Source organism: Microbacterium sp. ZXT2-5, assembly GCF_055329545.1.
In genome coordinates this window covers 2,597,550-2,618,786 of the sequence record NZ_JBUZWD010000001.1, presented here as the reverse complement: position 1 = coordinate 2,618,786, position 21,237 = coordinate 2,597,550, and the positions used below count along the sequence as shown (strand labels likewise).

The 21,237-nt window shown below is 71.6% G+C and carries 17 protein-coding genes and 1 other RNA gene; 4 read left to right on the top strand and 14 right to left on the bottom strand.

All coding sequences use genetic code 11. The features are described 5' to 3' along the window. Positions 1-5 precede the first annotated feature (5 nt). The 3 genes from ACZBH1_RS11635 to ACZBH1_RS11625 form a co-directional block, all read right to left on the bottom strand. Positions 6-1,505 carry a malate:quinone oxidoreductase gene (locus ACZBH1_RS11635; protein WP_336396774.1) on the bottom strand — a complete coding sequence of 500 codons (1,500 nt, stop codon included), beginning with the start codon at positions 1,503-1,505 and terminating at the stop codon, positions 6-8. 136 nt (positions 1,506-1,641) lie between these two features. Next, a complete protein-coding gene (locus ACZBH1_RS11630) occupies positions 1,642-2,712 on the bottom strand; it encodes an aspartate-semialdehyde dehydrogenase (protein ID WP_336396751.1) in 1,071 nt (356 codons plus the stop codon). 107 nt (positions 2,713-2,819) lie between these two features. Continuing rightward, on the bottom strand, positions 2,820-3,389 hold the full coding sequence (locus ACZBH1_RS11625; RefSeq protein WP_336396752.1) for a dihydrofolate reductase family protein: 570 nt from the start codon (positions 3,387-3,389) through the stop codon (positions 2,820-2,822). A gap of 72 nt (positions 3,390-3,461) precedes the next feature. On the opposite strand from ACZBH1_RS11625, the gene ACZBH1_RS11620 reads away from it, so the two are divergent. Further along, a complete protein-coding gene (locus ACZBH1_RS11620; RefSeq protein WP_336396753.1) occupies positions 3,462-4,052 on the top strand; it encodes a TetR/AcrR family transcriptional regulator in 591 nt (196 codons plus the stop codon). Positions 4,053-4,107: 55 nt separating this feature from the next. On the opposite strand, the gene ACZBH1_RS11615 is transcribed toward ACZBH1_RS11620, so the two are convergent. Next, entirely contained in the window at positions 4,108-5,394 is a 1,287-nt protein-coding gene (locus tag ACZBH1_RS11615) for an aspartate kinase (protein WP_336396754.1), read from the bottom strand. Between the two features lie 247 nt (positions 5,395-5,641). On the opposite strand from ACZBH1_RS11615, the gene ACZBH1_RS11610 reads away from it, so the two are divergent. After that, complete coding sequence (locus ACZBH1_RS11610; protein WP_463646449.1) at positions 5,642-6,130, top strand: hypothetical protein; 489 nt, start codon at positions 5,642-5,644, stop codon at positions 6,128-6,130. A 22-nt stretch (positions 6,131-6,152) separates the two neighbouring features. Here the strand turns inward: ACZBH1_RS11610 and ACZBH1_RS11605 are convergent, their stop codons facing one another. From ACZBH1_RS11605 to pta, 7 genes are all read right to left on the bottom strand, one after another. Continuing rightward, positions 6,153-7,082 carry a DMT family transporter gene (locus ACZBH1_RS11605; RefSeq protein WP_336396756.1) on the bottom strand — a complete coding sequence of 310 codons (930 nt, stop codon included), beginning with the start codon at positions 7,080-7,082 and terminating at the stop codon, positions 6,153-6,155. A gap of 127 nt (positions 7,083-7,209) precedes the next feature. Then, positions 7,210-7,803 (bottom strand): recombination mediator RecR, encoded by a 594-nt coding sequence (gene recR, locus ACZBH1_RS11600; protein ID WP_336396757.1) that lies wholly within the window; start codon positions 7,801-7,803, stop codon positions 7,210-7,212. A gap of 3 nt (positions 7,804-7,806) precedes the next feature. Next, on the bottom strand, positions 7,807-10,152 hold the full coding sequence (locus tag ACZBH1_RS11595) for a DNA polymerase III subunit gamma and tau (protein ID WP_463646448.1): 2,346 nt from the start codon (positions 10,150-10,152) through the stop codon (positions 7,807-7,809). 106 nt (positions 10,153-10,258) lie between these two features. Next, positions 10,259-12,784 carry a glycoside hydrolase family 65 protein gene (locus tag ACZBH1_RS11590; protein ID WP_378884324.1) on the bottom strand — a complete coding sequence of 842 codons (2,526 nt, stop codon included), beginning with the start codon at positions 12,782-12,784 and terminating at the stop codon, positions 10,259-10,261. After that, positions 12,781-13,512 carry an HAD family hydrolase gene (locus tag ACZBH1_RS11585; RefSeq protein ID WP_378884327.1) on the bottom strand — a complete coding sequence of 244 codons (732 nt, stop codon included), beginning with the start codon at positions 13,510-13,512 and terminating at the stop codon, positions 12,781-12,783. The genes ACZBH1_RS11590 and ACZBH1_RS11585 overlap by 4 nt, the downstream gene beginning before the upstream one ends. A gap of 104 nt (positions 13,513-13,616) precedes the next feature. Then, positions 13,617-14,843 carry an acetate/propionate family kinase gene (locus ACZBH1_RS11580; protein WP_463646447.1) on the bottom strand — a complete coding sequence of 409 codons (1,227 nt, stop codon included), beginning with the start codon at positions 14,841-14,843 and terminating at the stop codon, positions 13,617-13,619. Positions 14,844-14,847: 4 nt separating this feature from the next. Continuing rightward, a complete protein-coding gene (gene pta, locus ACZBH1_RS11575) occupies positions 14,848-16,998 on the bottom strand; it encodes a phosphate acetyltransferase (RefSeq protein ID WP_463646446.1) in 2,151 nt (716 codons plus the stop codon). A gap of 97 nt (positions 16,999-17,095) precedes the next feature. On the opposite strand from pta, the gene ACZBH1_RS11570 reads away from it, so the two are divergent. After that, entirely contained in the window at positions 17,096-17,779 is a 684-nt protein-coding gene (locus tag ACZBH1_RS11570) for an NUDIX domain-containing protein (RefSeq protein WP_336394998.1), read from the top strand. On the opposite strand, the gene ffs is transcribed toward ACZBH1_RS11570, so the two are convergent. From ffs to ACZBH1_RS11555, 3 genes are all read right to left on the bottom strand, one after another. Beyond that, an RNA gene (ffs, locus tag ACZBH1_RS11565) (signal recognition particle sRNA small type) lies at positions 17,774-17,870 on the bottom strand. The genes ACZBH1_RS11570 and ffs overlap by 6 nt on opposite strands. Before the next feature lie 48 nt (positions 17,871-17,918). Further along, positions 17,919-19,553: a DUF5671 domain-containing protein gene (locus ACZBH1_RS11560; RefSeq protein ID WP_463646445.1), complete on the bottom strand. Its 1,635-nt coding sequence runs from the start codon at positions 19,551-19,553 to the stop codon at positions 17,919-17,921. Beyond that, the gene (locus tag ACZBH1_RS11555) at positions 19,550-20,005 is read right to left on the bottom strand and encodes an LpqB family beta-propeller domain-containing protein (protein ID WP_336394996.1); all 456 of its coding nucleotides are present in this window, start codon (positions 20,003-20,005) and stop codon (positions 19,550-19,552) included. Before ACZBH1_RS11555 ends, ACZBH1_RS11560 begins: the two co-directional genes overlap by 4 nt. Before the next feature lie 208 nt (positions 20,006-20,213). Here ACZBH1_RS11555 and ACZBH1_RS11550 point away from each other — a divergent pair, with 208 nt between their 5' ends. Beyond that, the gene (locus tag ACZBH1_RS11550) at positions 20,214-21,233 is read left to right on the top strand and encodes an AAA family ATPase (protein WP_336394995.1); all 1,020 of its coding nucleotides are present in this window, start codon (positions 20,214-20,216) and stop codon (positions 21,231-21,233) included. Positions 21,234-21,237: the final 4 nt, after the last annotated feature.

The window sequence follows — 21,237 nt, the reverse complement described above, 5'->3', positions numbered from 1 at the left end:
GCGGATCACGCGGTGAGGGCCAGCGTCTCCGCCGTCTCGCCGAGGAGCTCACGCGCGGTCTCAGGGCGCGCGTTGAGGGTCTCGCCATAGCTCGGGATGAGCTCGCGCAGACGCGGCTCCCACGCCTGGATGCGGTCGGGGAAGCACGTCTTCATCAGGCCCAGCATGATCGACACCGCGGTCGAGGCTCCCGGCGAGGCGCCGAGCAGGCCCGCGATGGTGCCGTCGGCGCCGGTGACGACCTCGGTGCCGAACTGCAGGATGCCGCCCTTCTCGGGGTCCTTCTTCATGACCTGCGCGCGCTGCCCGGCCTGCAGCAGCTCCCAGTCCTCATCCTTCGCCGTCGGCATGAAGACACGCAGGCTGTCGACCTTCTTCTTGTGGTTCTTCAGCAGCTCGCCGACGAGATACGAGATGAGGCTGGGGTTGTCCCACGCGACTTTGAGCATCGGTCCCAGGTTGCCCGGACGCACTTGGCCGACGATGTCGAACCAGGAGCCGTTCTTGAGGAACTTGGGGCTGAACGTCGCGAACGGCCCGAACAGCAGGGATGCCTCACCGTCGACGACCCGCGTGTCGAGGTGCGGCACCGACATGGGCGGCGCGCCGACCGACGCCTGCGAGTACACCTTCGCCTTGTGCTGCGACACGATGGCGGGGTTGGTGGTCTTCAGCCACTGACCGCCGATGGGGAACACGCCGTACCCCGAGATCTCGGGGATGCCGGAGCGCTGCAGCAGCTTGAGGGCCCAGCCGCCGGCGCCGACGAAGACGAACTTCGCGCGGATCTCACCGGGCGTGCGTCCGATCGTGCGCCGGTACTTCACGCGCCAGGTGCCGTCGGGAAGACGCTTGAGGCTGCGCACCTCGGTGTTGGTGCGGACGTCGGCGCCGTTCTCGGCGAGGCGGTCGACGAGCTGGCGGGTGAGGGCGCCGAAGTCGACGTCGGTGCCGGCGGGCACGCGGGTCGCGGCGAAGGGCTCGCCCTTCCGGCGCTTCTGCATGAGCAGCGGCGCCCACGTGTTGATGACGCGGGAGTCCTCGCTGTACTCGATGCCGGCGAAGAGCGGCTCATCCTTCAGCGCCTCGTAGCGCTTCTTTAGGTACGCGACATCCTTCTCGCCGCGCACGAACGTCATGTGCGGCGTGGAGTTGATGAACGTCGACGGCGCATCGAGCACGCCCTCGTCGACGAGCGAAGACCAGAGCTGGCGGCTCTGCTGGAACTGCTCGTTGATCGAGATGGCCTTCGCCGGGTCGACCGAGCCGTCCTTGCCCTCGGGCATGTAGTTGAGCTCGCAGAGTGCGGCGTGACCCGTGCCGGCGTTGTTCCACGCGTTCGAGCTCTCCATGGCGACGTCGCTGAGCCGCTCGAACAGGGCGATCTTGAGGTCGGGCTGGACCTCCTGCAGCAGGGTGCCGAGCGTCGCGCTCATGATCCCGCCGCCGATCAACAGGACATCGACCGTGCCGGTGGGGAGGTCGCTGTCGTCGGGGCTGGGCAGGGCGTCGGAGGGCGTTTCGGTCACCAGACGATTCTAGTTCGCCCCGAAAGCGGCCCTGACCGGGGACGGCGGCGCGACCGGAAAATCCGCGCGTTCTTGCCCCGGCGGCAAGCGCGGAGGGTGCCGGCGCTCGGCGTCAGACGCTCGCGCCGAGGTTCGCGGCGACGAGCTCGGCGATCTGCACCGCGTTGAGTGCCGCGCCCTTGCGCAGGTTGTCGTTGGAGATGAAGAGGACGAGCCCCTTGCCCTCCGGCGCGGACTGGTCGGCGCGGATGCGGCCGACGTAGCTGGGGTCGGTACCGGCGGCCTGCAGCGGCGTGGGGACCTCCTCGAGCTTCACGCCGGGTGCGCTCGCGAGCAGCTCGCGCGCACGCTCGGGGGTGATCTCGCGGGCGAACTCGACGTTGATGCTGAGCGAGTGGCCGGTGAAGACCGGGACGCGCACGCACGTTCCGGCGACCCGCAGGTCGGGCAGCTCGAGGATCTTGCGACTCTCGTTGCGCAGCTTCTTCTCTTCGTCGGTCTCGTTGAGGCCGTCCTCGACGAGGCTGCCGGCGAACGGGATGACGTCGAAGGCGATCGGGGCGATGTACTTCTCCGGCTGGGGGAAGTCCAGCGCGGACCCGTCGCGCGCCAGCCGCTCGACGCCGCCCTGCGCCAGCACGCCCTCGACCTGGCCGAGCAGCTCCTGCACGCCCGCGACGCCGGAGCCGCTCACGGCCTGGTAGGTGCTGACGATCAGCCGCTCGAGTCCCGCCTCGGCGTCGAGCACCTTCAGCACCGGCATCGCGGCCATGGTGGTGCAGTTGGGGTTGGCGATGATGCCCTTGCGCGCCTCGGCGATCGCGTGCGGGTTGACCTCGCTCACGACGAGCGGCACGTCGGGGTCCATGCGCCAGGCGCTGGAGTTGTCGATGACGACGGCGCCCGCCTCGGCGAAGCGGGGCGCGTGCGCGCGGCTGCCGGTCGCTCCGGCCGAGAAGAGGGCGATGTCGATGCCGCTGAGCTCGGCCGTGGCGACATCCTCGACGGTCACGGCCTGGCCGCGGAACACCACGTCCGATCCGGCCGAGCGGGCCGTCGCGAACGCCCGGAGCTCGCGCACCGCGAACCCTCGCTCCTCGAGAATGTCGATCATCGCGCCGCCGACCTGGCCGGTGGCGCCGACGACGGCGACGGAGAGTCCTGAATCGGAGATGCGGGTCATGGGTGGTTCCTCAGCGTGGGCACAAGCGTGGAGCGGACGCGCGGACACCGTCGGACGCGCGGGATTCGCCCGATTATACCTTTCGCAGCCCTGAGCCCGGGCCGCGGTTACGCGCGGCGGTACTCGTTCATCACGACGCCGGACGCGAAGCTGCGCGAGCGCTCCAGCACGAACGACGACGGCGCATACCCGCCGGCGAACAGCGGAAGGCCGTCGCCGAAGACGATGGGGTTCACTTTGAGGACGAGACGGTCGATGTGCTCCCGCAGCTCCGTGGCGAGCACTCCCCCGCCGCACAGCCAGATGTCAGCGGCCTCCTGCGCCTTCAGCTCGGCGACGACGGCACGCGGGTCCTCGGCGGTGATCCGCACTCCGGCGCCGACGTCCGCCGAGGTGCGTGTTCGCGAGAACACGATCTGCTCGAGGTGGGGGTACGGGCTGTCGGTGAACTCCAGCCCTGCGGCGAACGTGTTCCAGCCCATCAGCACGGTCGAGAATCGCCCGCGCGGGGCGCTCATGCCCCGCGCGTCGTACATCGCACCGGGGACGGTGTCAGCCCACTCTGCGTTGATGACGTCGATGTGGTCGCCCTCGACGGGAAAGGCGTCGAAAGCCCCGCGCGGCGACGCGATCCGTCCATCGAGGCTGACGGCGGCGTAGTAGACGAGATCGCGCATGTGGATCCTTTCACGACATGTGTAGTGAATGCCAGACTACGACATCTGTCGTGGATTCGCTACGCTGATCCCGTGGCACGTAACGAGGAGCGACGGCGCCTGCTGGCGGATGCCGGAATCTCCGTGCTGGCGGCGGAAGGCATGCGAGGGCTCACCCATCGGGCGGTCGACGCCCGGGCCGGCGTGCCGACGGGAACGGCGTCGAACTACTTCCGCAGCCGGAACCTGCTGATCTCAGCGCTCGTGGAGCGGATCGGCGAGCGGTTGGCGCCCGACCCGGCCGTACACGCCAGATGGCAGGACCGACCCGCCGACCGCGCGCTGTTCGCCGACTACACACGCGACATCGTGCGCCGGCTGACGTCGGAGCGGGAGGTGACGCTCGCACTCTTCACCCTCCGCCTGGAGGCTGCGCGTTCGCAGGAGATCGCCGACGCGCTGGGGGCGTGGATGCGCGCCGGCTTCGCCGCCGACGTCGCGTTCAACGAGTCCGCAGGGCTGCCCGGCGGCGCGTTCGAGATCGCCCTCTTCCACTACGCGATCGAGGGACTGATCCTCGATCGGCTCACCGTGTCCATCGACGCGGACACTCCGACCGACGACATCGTCGAAGCGCTCGTCGAGGGTCTGCTCACCGACGGTCGCGACGTCTCGGCGGGCTGACGCCGGAGCGGGGGATGCCGCGGATCGCGGCATCCGTCATCCTCTGCCGCTCGCGTCAGCGACCGGTGCCGGCGTAGACCGTCGCCTCGACGTCGCCGTCCAGGTCGTACGCGGTGTGCACGACCCGCGCCGCTTCGGCGAGGTCGTCGCCTCGGACCACGACCGAGATGCGGATCTCGGAGGTCGAGATCATCTCGATGTTGATGCCGGCGACGCTCAGGGCCTCGAAGAGGGTCGCCGAGACGCCGGAGTGCGTGCGCATGCCGGCGCCGACGACCGACAGCTTGCCGATCTGGTCGTCGTGCACGAGGTTCTCGAAGCCGATCTCGGCCTGGTCGCCGGCGAGCGCCTTGAGCGCGATGGCGGCGTCGGTCTTGGGGAGCGTGAACGAGATGTCGGTGCGCCCGGTGGCGGCCGCCGACACGTTCTGCACGATCATGTCGACGTTGGCGCCGGACTTCGCGACGACCTTGAAGATCTCGGCCGCCTTGCCGGGAACGTCGGGGACGCCGATGATCGTGATCTTGGCCTGGCCGAGGTCGGTGGCGACTCCGGCGACGATGGGCTCTTCCATCTCTTCTCCCTCTCCGGCGTCGGGGATGCTCATCCCCGGGCCGAGCACGTAGGTCCCCACGCCCGAGCTGAACGTGGAGCGGGCGTGGATCAGCACGCCGTGGCGGCGGGCGTACTCGACAGCGCGGATGTACAGCACCTTCGCGCCGTTCGCGGCGAGCTCGAGCATCTCCTCGGCGGAGACCGCGCCGAGCTTGCGGGCCTTCGGCACGACGCGGGGGTCTGCGGTGAAGATGCCGTCCACATCGCTGTAGATCTCGCACACGTCGGCCTCGAGCGCCGCGGCGAGCGCGACGGCGGTGGTGTCGGAGCCGCCGCGACCGAGGGTCGTGATGTCGCGGGTGTCGCGGTTGAAGCCCTGGAATCCCGCGACGATGACGATGGCGCCCTCTTCGAGCGCCTCGCGCAGGCGGATCGGGGTGACGTCGACGATCCGCGCGGATCCGTGGTCGGCCGTCGTGATCATGCCGGCCTGGCTGCCGGTGAACGAGCGGGCCTCGAAGCCCATCGAGTGGATGGCCATCGCCAGCAGCGCCATCGAGATGCGCTCGCCGCTGGACAGCAGCATGTCCAACTCGCGGGGCGCCGGGATCGGCGCGACCTGGCCGGCGAGGTCGAGGAGCTCGTCGGTCGTGTCGCCCATGGCGCTGACGGCGACGACGACGTCATGACCGGCGCGGCGGGTGTCGACGATGCGCTTCGCGACGCGCTTGATGCTCTCGGCGTCGGCGACCGACGATCCGCCGTACTTCTGGACGATGAGCGCCACGATGAGTCTCCACGCGTGTCTCGAGGGGCGGGCGGGAACGGATGCCGCACCCGACGTTCCATCTTACGGACGCGCCCATGCGCGCCCGGTCATGTGACGGGCCCGCGGCGTCCGCCAGCTCACCGCAGTACAGGATCGGAGATCTGCGGCAACACGCGGCGCGGGGCGCGCGCGGATCGGCGTGTCGCTGAAAGGTTCCGATTCTTTGCGCCGCGTGGCGGCGCCGCCGCGCGCTAGCATCCGTGCCATGGAGCAGATCGAGGCCTGGTCGGAGTTCAACGTCGCCATGGTGGGCGCGACGGCCGCCCTCGCGGGCCTGGTGATCGTGGCGGCGAGCGTGAACATCGCCGAGATCATCAAGGAGGCCTCGCTCACCGCCCGCCTCGCCGCCGGGATCGCGGGGCTCGTCCTGGCGCTGGCCGGCTCGGCCATCGGGCTCATCCCGGGCATCGGCCCGCAGGGCTACGGCGTCGCGATGTGCCTGCTGGCGGTCGGCGCGGCCGCGTTCGCCGTGCAGGCTGCGCGACGGATCTTCGAGAACCGGCATCCGCGGAACCGGCTCCGGGCGGGCAAGGCAGCGGTGGGCTTCATCGCACCGCTGGCGTATCTCGTGGGCGGCGCGCTGCTCGCGGCCGGCCAGGGTCACGGGCTGCTGTGGTTCGCCGTCGGCTCGATCGTCGGCGTCATGGCCGCGCTGATGGTGTCGTGGATCGTGCTTGTGGAAGTCCTGCGCTGAGCCCGAATGACCCGATCGCCCGTCACGGCGACGGGATGGGCGGGAACTCCGCCTCGGCCCGCGGCGCTCGCAGCCGCCCTCCCGTGGCGGCGAGCCAGCAGCCCACGATGACGAGGGGGAAGCCGACGAGCAGCCCGGCGGTGAGCGGCTCGCTCAGGACGATGGTGCCGAGCACGATCGCGACGACCGGGTTCACGTACGTGAACAGCGGCGCCCGCACCGGGCCGACGCGCGCGATCAGCGCGAAGAAGGCGATGAAGGCCACGGCTGTGCAGAGCACCGCGAGCAGGACGAGCGACACCGTGCTCTCGACCGTCGGGACCTGATGCTGCGTGAGGAACGCGATGGGGGTGTAGAAGATGCCCACCGCGAGCAGCGCGAGCGTGATCGTGCCGAGCGCAGGCACATCGCGGAGCTTCGTGGCGATGACGAACGGCGCGATGGCGTAGAGCAGAGCCACGAGCAGCACCTCGCCGACGGCGAGGAGTCCGCCTCCGCCCTCGACGGCCAGGCCGGGCCCCGCGACGATGACGAACACGCCGACGAACCCGACGACGAGACCGATCGCCCGGGCGGGGCTCAGCACCGAGCGGTCGCCGCCGCCGAAGGCGATGAGCGCGGCGAACAGCGGCACGGTGGCGACGAGGAGGCCGGTGAGCCCGGAGGGAAGGGTCTGCTCGGCGTGGCCGAGGAGCAGGAACGGGCCCGCCATCTCGATGGCGCCGAACACGAGCACCCAGCCGATCTTCGAGAACGCCGGGCGCAGCGCCTTCTGCTTCAGCGCGAACGGCAGCAGCAGCAGCGCACCGAGCAGCGTGCGGCCCGCCACGACCGCCGCCGGCGAGTACGACTCGACCGCGATGCTGATGAACAGGTACGGGATGCCCCACAGCACCGCCATCGCGGCGAAGAGCAGCCACGCACGCATGTCGAAGCGCTGCGAGGAGTACATGGGGTCCTTCCGTCTCAGATGCCGGCACCCGCGCGGCATCGGACCGTCGTCGACCAAGACTGGACCGACACCGCCGCGCCCGCGAGGCGGACGACCGCCAATATACGGCGGACTTCCGACATCGCGGCTAGACCGAGCGGCGCCCTTCGAACGCCCGCCCGAGGGTGACCTCGTCGGCGTACTCGAGGTCGCCGCCGACGGGGAGCCCGGAGGCGAGACGGGTGACGGCGATCTCGAGGGTGTGCAGCAGACGGCTCAGGTATGTGGCGGTCGCCTCGCCCTCGAGGTTGGGGTTGGTGGCGAGGATGACCTCCTGCACGGTGCCGTCGGCGAGGCGCTGCATGAGCTGCGTGATGCGCAGATCGTCCGGGCCGATGCCGGCGATCGGGCTGATGGCCCCGCCGAGCACGTGGTACAGGCCGCGGAACTCCCTCGTGCGCTCGATGGCGGCGACGTCCTTCGCGTCCTCCACGACGCAGATCAGGGTGTGATTGCGCCGTGGGTCGCGACAGATCGAGCAGCGCTCCTGCTCCGTGACGTTGCCGCACACCTCGCAGAAGCGCACCTTCTCGCGGACTTCGCTGAGCAGCTCGGCGAGGTGGGAGACGTCGAAGTTCGGGGTCTGCAGGATGTGGAAGGCGATGCGCTGCGCGGACTTCGGGCCGATGCCGGGAAGGCGGCCGAACTCGTCGATCAGATCCTGGACGATGCCGTCGTACATGGCCTAGCTGAACCTCGTGGGCGGCTCGTAGGGCTCTTCGCGCACGAATCGGGCGCCGAGCACCTGACGGACGACGGCCTCGCCGTACCGCTGCACGCCGCCGTTGCGCGTCCTCACAGAGGGCACCAGCGGCGGCGCCACCGTGGGGGGCACGGGGACGTCGGCGATCGCAGCGCTCTCATCATCGACATCGTCATCGTCGTCGTCGCGCTCGATCGACGGTGCGACCTCGGAGGGCGGCAGGACCTCGCCCTCGCGCGCGGGCGCGAGCGTCGCGACGCGGACGGGCGCCGCGCCGGCGTCCTCCGGCTCGTCGTCGACGGCGAACTGGCTGGGCATGGCGGCGGGACCGGGGTCGGGCGGGGGCGCGTCGTCGTCGGACGGGATCGGCGCGACGGCCCACTCGGTGACCGGGGCGGCAGCCGCAGGGGCGCCATAGGAGCCGGTGCCCGTCGCCGAGCGCGGCGCGGCGGGCGCGGACGCCCTGGGTGCGGGGCCTGCGGCGTCGCGGGAAGGTCCGCTCGCCTGGGACCGCGGAGCGGGAGCCGCCGACGCGGAAGGTGCCGGGCCGTGGTGGCGGGCCGCCGCGGGTGCCGTCTGCGGCGATGCGCCGGTCGGCCGTGCCGGTCGGTCGGGCGCGGGCGCTCGACCCTCGCCTGACGCTCCTGCCGGGTCCGGTGCGGCCGGGCCGCCGGGACCACCGGGGGCCGCCGGCCCGCCGGAGCCACCGCCGGAGTCGTGCCGCGCGATGTACTTCACCCGGATGCCGAGCTCGGCGAGGATCGCCTGGCGGAGGTCCTCGCTCGGGCCCTTGCCGGCGGCGAGGTGCTTGAACTTCACGACGTCGGTCTGGCTCCCGAAGCCGAGCGTGAGGACGTCATCGTCCAGCCCGAGGAGCCGTGCGCCGGAGGCGAGCATCCACGAGGACCTGCTGACGTCCTCCAGGCGACCGAGCACCTGCGGCCAGGCGTCCTTCATGCGCTCCAGGGTCACCGGTCCGGCCGGGACCGGCGCCGGCGCGGCGGCGGGGACCGGCGCCGGCGCGGCGGCGGGGACCGGCGCCGGCGCGGCGGCGGGCGTCGGCGCGGCCGCGGGCGTCGTCGGCGCGTCCGCCGGCGCCGTCGGGTGCTGCTCGGCCGGGGCGGCCGAGGGAGCCGCCGGGGCAGCGGGAGCGGGAGCGACGGCCGGGACGGGAGCGGCGCGGGCCGGGAGCTCGGCGGGCGCGGCATCCGCCCCTCTGGCGAGCACGCGGGCGACCATGAGCTCGAGCTGCAGGCGCGGCGAGGTGGCGCCGGTCATGTCGTCGAGCGTGCCCACGACGAGGTCGGCGATGCGCGACAGCCGCGACGAGCCGAAGGCGTCGGCCTGTCGTCGCATGCGGGTGAGGTCGTCGGCCGAGACGCCCCGCAGGACGGCGGCGGCGTCCTGGCCGGTCGCGGCGACGACGATCAGGTCGCGCAGGCGTTCCAGCAGGTCGTCGACGAAGCGGCGGGGGTCCTGACCCGTCTGCACGACCCGGTCGACGGCGGCGAACGCCGCCGAGGCGTCGGATGCGGCGAAGGCGTCGACGACCTCGTCGAGCAGCTCGGCGTGAGTGTACCCGAGCAGGGCGACGGCCCGTGCGTACCGCACGGTCATCGCCTCGGACCCGGTGCCGGGGTCGGAACCGGCGATGAGCTGATCCAGGAGCGACAGCGTGTCTCGCGGGGAGCCGCCGCCCGCGCGGACCACGAGCGGCAGAACGCCCTGCTCGACCTCGACGCCCTCCTGCGCGCACAGCTGCTCGACGTACTCGAGCATCGCCGCGGGAGGCACGAGCCGGAACGGGTAGTGGTGCGTGCGCGAGCGGATCGTGCCGATGACCTTCTCGGGCTCGGTCGTGGCGAAGATGAACTTGACGTGATCGGGCGGCTCTTCGACGAGCTTGAGCAGGGCGTTGAAGCCCTGCGGCGTCACCATGTGCGCCTCGTCGAGGATGAAGATCTTGAACCGGTCGCGGGCGGGCGCGAACACGGCACGCTCGCGCAGATCGCGCGCGTCGTCCACGCCGTTGTGACTCGCCGCGTCGATCTCGACCACGTCGAGCGATCCGCCGCCGCCGCGCCCCAGCTCGACGCAGCTGTCGCACGTGCCGCACGGGGTGTCGGTCGGCCCCTGAGCGCAGTTGAGGCAGCGGGCGAGGATGCGGGCCGACGTCGTCTTGCCGCAGCCGCGCGGGCCCGAGAACAGGTACGCGTGGCCGACCCTGTCGCTGCGCAGGGCGGTCATGAGGGGTTCGGTGACCTGCGACTGCCCGATCATCTCGCCGAACGACTCGGGCCGGTAGCGGCGGTAGAGGGCGGTGGTCACTCCCCCAGCCTACGGCGTGCGTCCGACATCCCGGCGGCCGGATCGGGGGCGGTCCCGCCGGCACGCGGGATCTCGCCGCGCCGGCACGACGCGTCTTGGCGCGGGCTCAGACGTCGACCCCCTGCTCGAGGTCCGCCGCCCCCACCACGATCGGGATGGACGAGGTCACGGTGGGCACCGACGCCGACAGCAGCGAGCCGTCCTCGCGACGCGCGTCGCCCAGCTCGCGCAGCGTCGGGCGTCCCGAGATCACCGGGCCCTGCCCCTCCAGCGCCACCACGACCTGCTCTCCGGCGCCGACCACGTAGCCGACGCCTCGCACGCTGAAGCCCACCGGGTCGCCGGCCCCCGCGCGCACCCGCAGCTCGTCGCGCGTGACCGTCACGGTCAGCGGCGTGCCGTGCCAGTGCACCACGAATTCCAGCGACGGCCACGCCGCGGGCAGACGCGGGTCGAACGACAACTCGCCGAAGTGGTCGCGCATGCCGCCGAAGCCCGAGACGAGCGCCGTCCACACGCCGCCCGCCGACGCCACGTGCACACCGTCGGCGGCGTTGTGGTGCAGGTCGCCGAGGTCGACGAAGATCGACTCGCGGAAGTACTCCAGCGCGAGGTCCTGGTAGCCGACCTCCGCAGCGAGGATCGCCTGCACGACCGCCGACAGCGTCGAGTCGCCCGTGGTCAGCGGGTCGTAGTACTCGAAGTCGGCGAGCTTGTCCTCCGCCGAGAAGTGGTTCCCCTGCAGGAACAGCGCGAGCACGACGTCGGCCTGCTTGAGCACCTGGTACCGGTAGATGACGAGCGGGTGGAAGTGCAGCAGCAGCGGCCGCTTGTCGGGAGGGGTGTTCTCGAGGTCCCAGATCTCGCGCTCGAGGAACACATGGTCCTGCGGGTGGATGCCGAGAGTCGGGCTGAACGGGATGTGCATCGCCTCTGCGGCCCGCTCCCAGGCGTCGGGCTCGCCGGGCTCCAGCGACAGGCGGTCGACCATCTGGCGGTACACCTCGCCGTCGATCTCTGCCATCTCGCGCACGGTGCGGGCCGCGAATCGGAGATTGAACCGCGCCATGACGTTCGTGAAGAGGTTGTCGTTGACGACCGTCGTGTACTCGTCGGGGCCGGTGACGCCGTGGATGTGGAACGAGTCGCCCTCGCCGTCGATGACGCCGTCGTTCGAGCGCCAGAACCCGAGCGTCGCCCACAGCCTCGCCGTCTCGACGGCGATGTCGACGCCCTCGCGGAAGAGGAACTCCTCGTCTCCCGTGGCGCGCACGTACTTCGCCAGCGCATAGCTGACGTCGGCGTTGATGTGGTACTGCGCCGTGCCGGCGGCGTAGTAGGCGGATGCCTCTTCCCCGTTGATCGTCCGCCACGGGAAGAGCGCCCCCGCCTCGTTCAGCTGGAAGGCGCGCCGACGCGCGGCGGGGAGCATGAGGTAGCGCATGCGCAGCGCGTTGCGCGCCCACAGCGGGGTCGTGTACGCGAGGAAGGGGAGCACGTAGATCTCGGTGTCCCAGAAGTAGTGGCCCGAGTACCCCGACCCCGTCATGCCCTTCGCCGGCACGCCCTGACCGTCGGCGCGGGCCGACGCCTGCGCGAGCTGGAACAGGCACCAGCGGGTCGCCTGCTGCAGGTCGTCGTGTCCGCCGATGCGCACGTCCGACCGCTCCCAGAACGCGTCGAGCCACGACCGCTGCTGCGCGCGGATCGCGTCCACGCCCTCGGCCAGCGCACGGTCGAGGGTGCGACGGCAGCGGTCGACGAGCTCGCGCGACGGCACGCCGCGCGACGTGTGATAGCTGACGAGCTTGGTGACGCGGATCGGCACGCCCGCCTTCGCCTGCACACGGAAGACGTTCTTGGCGATGTCGGGCTCGATGAGGGTGCGCGAGGTGTGCTCGTTGGCGGTCTCGACCAGGTGATCGGCGACGATCGCGATCGTCATGCCAGACTCCGTCGCGCGGTACGACAGCGCGGAGCGCAGCCGATCCTGCCAGTACTCCTGCGGCTGCAGCACGCGCTCGTGGAACCGCTCCGTCTTGCGCGGATCGAACCCGGCGCGCTTGGGCGCCGAGGGCGTGCCGCCGTAGACGTCCTCGCCGTCCTGACGGTTGATCATCTGGCAGCTCACGGTCACCGGGGCGTCGGCGTTGAGGACGGTGACGTCGATCGTCATGACAGCGAGGTGCTTCTCCTCGAAGGGCACCATCCGCTCGAACTCGATCTGCACCTCCTTGCCGGACGGGGTCACCCAGATGAGATGGCGACGCAGCACGCCGTCGCGCATGTCGAGGACGCGCTCGTACTCGCGCAGGTCGGCCACGTCGAGCGACAGCGGCTCGTCGTCGACGTAGACGCGCATGATCTTCGCGTCGGGCGCGTTGATGATCGTCTGCCCCACCTCGGCGAAGCCGTACGCCTGCTCGGCGTGGCGGATCGGGAACGTCTCGTGGAAGCCGTTGATGAACGTGCCGTGCTCGTGGGCGAAGCGACCCTCGGGGTGGTTGCCGCGCATGCCGAGGTAGCCGTTGCCGACGGCGAAGAGCGTCTCGGTGACGCCCGCGTCGTCGATGTCGAACGACTTCTCGACGAACCGCCAGGGGTCGACGGGGAACCGATCGCGGTTGATCATCGCGCGAACTCCTCCAGGTCCTGCACCACCACATGGGCGCCGGCGTCCAGGAGGTCGTCCTCCCCGACACCGCGATCGACGCCGACGACGAGCCCGAATCCGCCGGATGCGGCCGAGCGCACGCCGCTGATGGCGTCCTCGACCGCGGCGCTTCGGGCGGGCTCGACGCCCAGCATCTTGGCGGCCTCGACGAAGACGTCGGGCGCGGGCTTGGACGCCAGGTGGTCGCGCTCGGCGATGACGCCGTCCATCACGACGGTGAATCGGTCGCGGATGCCGGCGGCGGCGAGCACCTCCTCGGCGTTCTTCGAGCTCGAGACGACCGCGACCGGAGTCCCGGCATCCGCCAGCAGGTCCAGCACCCGCAGCGACCCGGGGTACGGGGCGATCCCCTCGGCGCGCAGCACGCGTTCGAAGACCGCGTTCTTGCGGTTGCCGATGCCGCACACCGTGTCGGCGGAGGGATCGTCGGACGGATCGCCCCACGGCACCTCGACGTCGCGGGAGCGCAGCAGGCTCGCCACCCCGTCGTACCGCTTCTTCCCGTCCAGGTAGTCGAAGTAGTCGCGCTCCGTGTACGCCGGCGTGATGTCCCAGGCCGCGAACAGCTCCTCGAACATCGTCTGCCACGCGTGCATGTGCACTTCGGCGGTGGGCGTCAGCACGCCGTCCAGATCGAACAGCACGGCGTCGAAGGCGGTCAGATCGGGCAGGGCGTCGGGAGCCACAGGACCTCCGGGGAGCGAGGGGAGCGGGTGGATGCGTCGGCACTCCGTCGCGCCGCTCAGCAAAGCGTAATGCGGGCGGGAGCCCAGCCGACACCCCGTGACGTTCAGGGACGGGCGACGGCCAGCGTCTGCCGGGCGATCTCGAGCTCTTCGTCGGTCGGCACGACGAGGACGGTCACGGCCGAGGCATCCGTCGAGATGATCCGGATGCCGCGCTCCTGCGCCTCATTGCGGACCGGATCGATCTCGACTCCGGCGAAGCCGAGGGTCTCCAGCGCGCCCGTGCGCACGTGCGGCGCGTTCTCGCCGACGCCCGCCGTGAACGAGATGACGTCGGCGCCGCCGAGCTGCGCCAGGTAGGCGCCGGCATAGGCGCGCAGCCTGTGCACGTACACCTCGAAGGCGAGGATCGCCCGCTCGTCGCCGCGTGCGACGGCGGCGCGGATGTCGCGCAGGTCGTTGGAGCCGGCGAGCCCGAGCAGCCCGCTGCGCTTGTTCAGCAGGTCGTCCAGCTCGTCGATCGACAGGCCGGCGCGACGGGCGAGCTGGAACAGCACGGCGGGGTCGATGTCGCCCGACCGAGTGCCCATGACCAGCCCCTCGAGAGGCGTGAAGCCCATCGAGGTGTCGATGGAGCGTCCGCCGTCGATCGCGGTGACCGACGCCCCGTTGCCCAGGTGGAACACGATCTGCTTGAGCTCGCCCAGCGGGCGCCCGAGGAAGGCCGCCGCCGCCTCGCTGACGAACTTGTGCGAGGTGCCGTGGAAGCCGTAGCGCCGGATGCGGTGGGATGCCGCGACCTCGGTGTCGATCGCGTACGTGTAGGCGGCGGGAGCCAGCGTCTGGTGGAACGCGGTGTCGAACACCGCCACGTGCGGGACGTCGGGGAACGCGTCGCGCGCTGCCACGATGCCCGCGAGGTTCGCGGGGTTGTGCAGCGGGGCGAGCACGGCGAGCTCGTCGATGTTGATCTCGACGAGCGGCGTGATGAGGGTGGGCTCGAAGAACCGCGCCCCGCCGTGGACGACCCGGTGGCCGACCGCGACGGGCGGCGTGTCGGTCAGCGAGGGACCGTCGGAGGCGAACGCGTCGAGCATGACGGCGAAGCCCGCGGTGTGATCGGGGATCGGCAGCTCGCGCGTGCGGGTGGCGTCGAGGAAGGTCGGCGAGGCGCCGTCCGTCGGCGCGGCGTACACCGTGTGCCGCGCGACGCCGACAGACTCGCCGATCCGCTCGACGAGGCCGGACGCCAGCGTCCGCTCGGTGTCCATGTCCAGCAGCTGGTACTTGAACGACGACGACCCGCTGTTGATGACGAGCACCGGTGTCATGCGTTCACTCCCCCTGCGCCTGGATCGCCGTGATGGCGATCGTGTTGACGATGTCGTCGACGAGCGCCCCGCGCGACAGGTCGTTGATCGGCTTGTTCAGCCCCTGCAGCACCGGTCCGATCGCGACCGCGCCGGCCGATCGCTGCACGGCCTTGTAGGTGTTGTTGCCGGTGTTGAGGTCGGGGAAGACGAAGACCGTCGCGCGGCCGGCGACCTCCGAGTCCGGCATCTTCGCCGCGGCCACGGCGGCGTCGGCGGCGGCGTCGTACTGGATGGGGCCTTCCACGAGCAGCTCGGGGGCGCGGGAGCGGACCAGGGCCGTGGCATCCCGCACCTTCTCGACGTCCGCACCGGACCCGGACTCCCCCGTCGAGTACGACAGCATCGCGACGCGGGGCTCGATCCCGAACTGCGCCGCCGTCGCGGCGGACGAGATCGCGATGTCGGCGAGCTGCTCGCTGGTGGGGTCGGGGATGACCGCGCAGTCGCCGTAGACGAGCACGCGGTCGGCGAGGGCCATGAGGAAGACGCTCGACACGACCGAGACACCCGGCTTCGTCTTGATCACCTCGAACGCCGGCCGGATCGTGTGGGCGGTGGTGTGCGCCGCCCCCGAGACCATGCCGTCGGCGAGCCCGAGGTGCACCATCATCGTGCCGAAGTACGAGACATCGGTGACGGTGTCGGCCGCCTGGCTCACGGTGACGCCCTTGTGGGCCCGCAGCCGGGCGTACTCCTCGGCGAACTTGTGCACGTGGACGGCGTCCAGCGGCGAGAGCACCTCGGCGGCCTTGATGTCGATGCCGAGCTCGATCGCGCGGGCGCGCACCTCGAACGGCTCGCCGAGGATCACGAGGTCCGCGATGCCGCGCTTGAGGACCGTGGCTGCGGCGCGCAGCACGCGGTCGTCGTCGCCCTCGGGCAGGACGATCCTCTTGCGCTGCGCGCGCGCCCGCTCGATGAGCTGGAACTCGAACATGAGGGGCGTGACCACGGTCGCGCGGGCGACGCCGAACGCCGTGAGCAGCTCGTCGGTGTCGACGCTCTGCTCGAACAGCGCGAGGGCGGTGTCGTAGCGGCGCTGCGAGTCGGCGGCCAGGCGGCCGCGCGTGCCCATGATCCGCACCGACGTCTCGTACGTGCCGAGCTCGGTGGTGATGATGGGGACGCTGGAGCCCAGGCCCTCCAGGAGCCGCGTCACCGGCTCGGGGATCTCGAAGCCGCCGTTGAGGACGATGCCGGAGATGGACGGGAACGTGCCCGACGCGTTGGCCAGCAGCGTGGCGAGCAGGACCTCGGAGCGGTCGGCGGGGATGACGACCACCGCACCCTCCAGCAGGCGCGGCAGCACGTTGACCATGGACATGCCCGCGACCACGACGGCCAGCGCCTCGCGCGTGAGCCGGTCGGGGTCGCCGCCGATCAGCTCGCCGTCGACCGAGCGCATGATGCCGCGGATCGACGGGGCGACGAGATAGCGGTCCTCGGGGAGGGCCCACACCGGCACCGTCTCGCCCGAGGCGCCGGCGGAGGTCTCGTGGGAGTGCGCCTGGATCGAACGGCGCAGCGCGGCGACGGTCTCATCGAGCCGCTCGGGATCGGCACGGTTCGCGACGACGGCGAAGAGCTTGGCGCGGCCGTGCTGGAGCTCGGCGAGCGCCAGATCGGCGATCTGCCCCACCTCCTCCGGCGTGCGCGGCAGCGACGAGCCCAGCTGCTCCGGCTGGGTCTGGTTCTGAGCCGACCGACCACCCAGCACGAGCAGCACGGGGGCGCCGAGGTTCGCCGCGATGCGCGCGTTGTACGCCAGCTCGGCGGGGCTGCCGACGTCGGTGTAGTCGCTGCCGAGGATCACCACCGCGTCGCACTGGGCCTCGACGGCCTTGTAGCGCTCGACGATCGTCGCGAGAGCGGCATCCGGATCATGGCGGACGTCGTCATAGGTGACGCCGAAGCAGTCGTCGTACGCGAGATCCACCCCGTCGTGGTCCAGGAGCATCTCGAGCACGTAGTCGCGCTCGATCGTCGAGCGCGCGATGGCCCGGAACACCCCCACACGCGGTGTCGCGTGGCTCAGCGCGTCGAGCACGCCGAGCGCGACCGTGGACTTCCCGGAGTGGCCTTCGGCCGACGTGATGTAGATGCTCTGCGCCACCGGTCCAGCCTACGGGCGGGCCGGAGTGCTCGGCCAGGCAGGCGGCCGCATCGGGCGCCGGGGCGGGGGCGCCGGTGCGCTCGGCTACCCTCGGGACATGGATGCGCCCCGGCCCGGTATCGACGTCCCCGACCACCGCGGCAGGACAGGGCTCGACCGCACGGGGCGCGACCTCGACCGCAACCCGGACGTGCGGGTGACCGAGGTGGAGGTCCTGGCGTCCGCGTGGCACGTGCTGCGGCGCACGACCCTGGACTACCGCACCCCGTCGGGCCGCTGGGAGACGCAGCAGCGCGAGACGTACGATCGCGGCAACGGCGCGACCGTGCTGCTCTACGACCCCGCCCGCCGCACCGTGCTGCTGACGCGGCAGTTCCGCTACCCCGTGTACGTCAACGACCACCCGGACGGGATGCTGATCGAGACGGCCGCCGGCCTCCTCGACGAGGACGACGCCGTGACGGCCATCCGGCGCGAGACCGCCGAGGAGACCGGTGTCGACATCGGCGAGCTCGAGCACGTGTGGGACGTGTACATGAGCCCCGGGTCGGTCACCGAGCGCCTGCATTTCTTCGCCGCGCCGTACGACGCCTCGACGCGGACGGGCGACCGCGGCGGCGTCGAGGAGGACGGCGAGCACATCGAGCTGCTCGAGCCGCACATCGACGAGGCGCTCGCGATGGTGCGCGACGGGCGGATCCAGGACGCGAAGACCATCATGCTGCTGCAGTGGGCGGTGCTCGACGGCCCCTTCGCCGCCGCAGGCGCCCGGAAAAATTAAGACTCTCCGCGAACCCGGCAGAGCCTGGTTACCCTTGCTACGTTTCCGTCCTGGGGGAGTTGGCCTGGATGCCGCCTCGCGGAGAGCTGCCTACAGTCTAACCCGCTCGCAGCACGACGCGAGCCACGCGCACGGTCGCTCAGTCGGCGAGCGGCACCACCCGCACGCCGCCGGCGGACTCGGCCAGGACGAGCACCCGCGGCGCGGAGACCTGCTCCAGCGCGGCGAGCACCGGCGCGGGGTCCGCTCCCAGGGTCGCCTCCCCGTCCGCCGCCGGCCACACCGACACCGCGGCCCCCGTCGCCGAGCGGACCGCGGCGCCCAGCGACGACACGTCGCCGCCCGAGACGAGGATCACCCGCCCGATCCGGCGCCGCGCCGACCGGGGCGCCGCGGCACGGTCGCGTCGCCAGATGGCGAAGTGGTACGCGAAGACGACGGCGGTCGCACTCAGCACGCCGAGGGGCGCCCGGATGTACTCCAGCAGGCCGCCGGGCTCCCCCTCCCCCAGCGCGAACTCGAAGAGGCGGTAGCCGATGAGCAGGAGCGTCACCACGGCCGCGATGGCGCTGGCACCGAAGATCACCACGAGATAGACGCGCCGGCCGGCGTCGGCGGCATCCGCAGCCCCGCCGCGGTCGGGCCGCCATGCCGCCCACCACGCCGCTCCGCCCACGAGGAGGGCGCTGATGCCCCCGAGCAGAAGGTTCAGGCTCTCGTCGTCGACGAGCGACGAGGCGACGCTCGCCAGCAGCGCGTTGACGATCACGCCGAAACCGCTCGCGGCCTGGATGAGCGCGATCGCCGAGACCACGAGACGCCCGGCCTGACGTGCGCCGTCGGGGCGCGAGCCGAGGACGCCCGCGTGGTACACCCATAGGACGGCTCCGACCGCGGCAGCCGCGACGGCCATGTCCAGCGGGGCGAGCACGTCCGCGGTGGCGCCGGAGACGAGCATCCTCAACACGGTGTGGAGGGTGTTCGCCAGCGCGATGAGCGTGGTGGCCGCCGCGGCGCCCACCACGATCACCAGGAGCACGGCGGCGAACAGCCCGGGCGCACCCCGCGCGCCCTCGCGGTGCCAGTGCCACCACCAGATCCCCGCGCCGAGTGCGAGCCAGACGAGCGACTGCAGGACGGTCTGCCACCAGAGTCCGCCGCTCGCGAGCAGGCCGGCTCCGCCGGTGAGCGCCCGAGCGATCAGGGCCGCGATCGCGGCGACGGCCCCCAGGGCGCCGATCACGAGTCCCCAGACCGCGCTGAGCTGCACGGGGAGGTCGGCGAGCCGTGTCGGCGCCGTGCGGGCGTGCCGGCGCATCCGCCGGTGCCACACCCACACGCCGGCCCACACCAGCGCCGCAGCGGCGTCGTCGGGCCGCCATTCGCCGTCGATCCCCCCGTTCGCCGTCAGCGCGAGCGACACGGTCGCGGTCACGAGCGCCGTCAGCGTCATCGCCGTCAGGTACAGCGTCCACACCAGCGACGCCCGCTCCGCCGGCTCCGCGAGGCGCCGACGCTGCCACCACCACAGCGCTGCGGCGAGGGGGGTGCCGATGACGGCGAAGGCGAGCGAACGGGCGAGGGATGCCTCCCCCTCCGCGATCACCTGCTCGAAGCCGATCGCCCGCGCCAGCAGACCCGAGATCCCGATCGCCGCCACCGTGATGAGGGCGAACAGGAGCGACAGGAGGATGATCCGCCGCACGACGGCCCCGGCGCCGCCGCCGGCGCGCGCGGGCGCGGGTGCAGGTGCCGGTGCGGGTGCGCCGGTCACAGTCCGAGCTCCCCGCACAGCGACAGCTGCCACGGCGCGCGCTCGATGAGCCACTCGCCGTCCTCCTGCACCAGCAGGAAGCTGCCCTCGGACTCCGACTCCCCCGGGCCGAGCAGGCCCGACCCGTATACGGCGGTGATGAGCACGTCGACCGTCGTGCCCGACTCGCGCTCGGTCGTGCGGACGAGCGCCACCCGGTAATCCTCGGCAGCGAACCAGTCCCGCTCGCAGTCGTCGGCGATCTCGGGTACGACATACTCGAGCGCACCCTCGAAGTCCCCGTCGATCAGGGCCTGCGAGTAGCGCTGGACGACGCCTTCCGGCGTATCGGCCGGGTACTCCTGCGGGCCGCCGCGAGCGACGATGACCACGACGGCGATCACGACCACCAGGCCGATGCCGATCAGGAGTGCCGGGAGCGCCCAGCGGCGGCGAGGGGCGTCTTCGCTCATGCTCACATCATGCTCCCCCCGGCGGTCGTGCCGCACCTGCGCGGGATCCGGCGCGCGGGACGGTATCGCCGGGCGCGCGGCGTGGCTCCTCGAGCCCACGGCATCCTCCCAGTGCCGCCCCGCCTGCGCGCGGATAGGATCGAGCCGTGGGCGAGGGAGCCCGCTCTCACCCGCCGAACCGCTCGGACGAGCGGACCAGGAGGCCGCGATGGTCGATACCGCCATGACGGATGCCGGACCCGGCGCGCACGGGGCCGGGCTGACGGCGGACGGGTTCGCGCGCATCACGGACGCGATCCTCGACGCGGTCGGCAGCGTCATCGACGGAAAGCCCGAGGCGGTGCGCAGCGCGCTGGTCTGCCTCCTCGCAGAAGGCCACCTGCTCATCGAGGACGTGCCGGGCGTCGGCAAGACGATGCTCGCCCGGGCGCTCGCGACGTCGGTGGATGCGACCGTGCGGCGGATCCAGTTCACCCCCGACCTCCTGCCGGGTGACGTCACGGGGGTGAGCGTCTACAACCCGGTCGACCGGGAGTTCGAGTTCAAGCCGGGTGCGATCTTCGCCAACATCGTGATCGCGGACGAGATCAACCGTTCCTCCCCCAAGACGCAGTCGGCCCTGCTCGAGGCGATGGAGGAGCGGCAGGTCACCGTCGACGGGCGCACGCACTTCGTCCCCGAGCCGTTCCTGGTGGTCGCGACGCAGAACCCGCTGGAGATGGAGGGGACGTACGCCCTTCCCGAGGCCCAGCGCGACCGCTTCATGATGCGCATCTCCATGGGATACCCCGACCCCCGCTCGGAGGCGCTCATGCTCCGCCAGCGCGACACCGTGAACCCGCTCGACCAGCTCGCCGCCGTGGTCTCGGCCGACGAGGTCTCGGGCCTCATCGGATGGGCGCGCGCGGTGCACGTGGCGCCCGCCATCGAGGACTACGCCGTCGGACTCGCTCAGGCGACCCGCAGTCACAGCGACCTGCGTCTGGGCGCCAGCCCGCGCGCGACGCTGCAGCTCGTCCGGGCCGCCAAGGTGTGGGCCGCCCTCGACGGGCGGGCGTTCGTCATCCCGGACGACATCACGGCGCTCCTCGCGCCCGTGTTCGCGCACCGCCTCATCCCCACCCGTGCCGCCGGCGGCGCGCGCGGCGGCAATGCGGCCGACGCGATCGCCACGATCCTGGAGCGCATCGCGGCGAGCGTGCGAGTGCCGATCGCCTCACGTCAGTGATTCC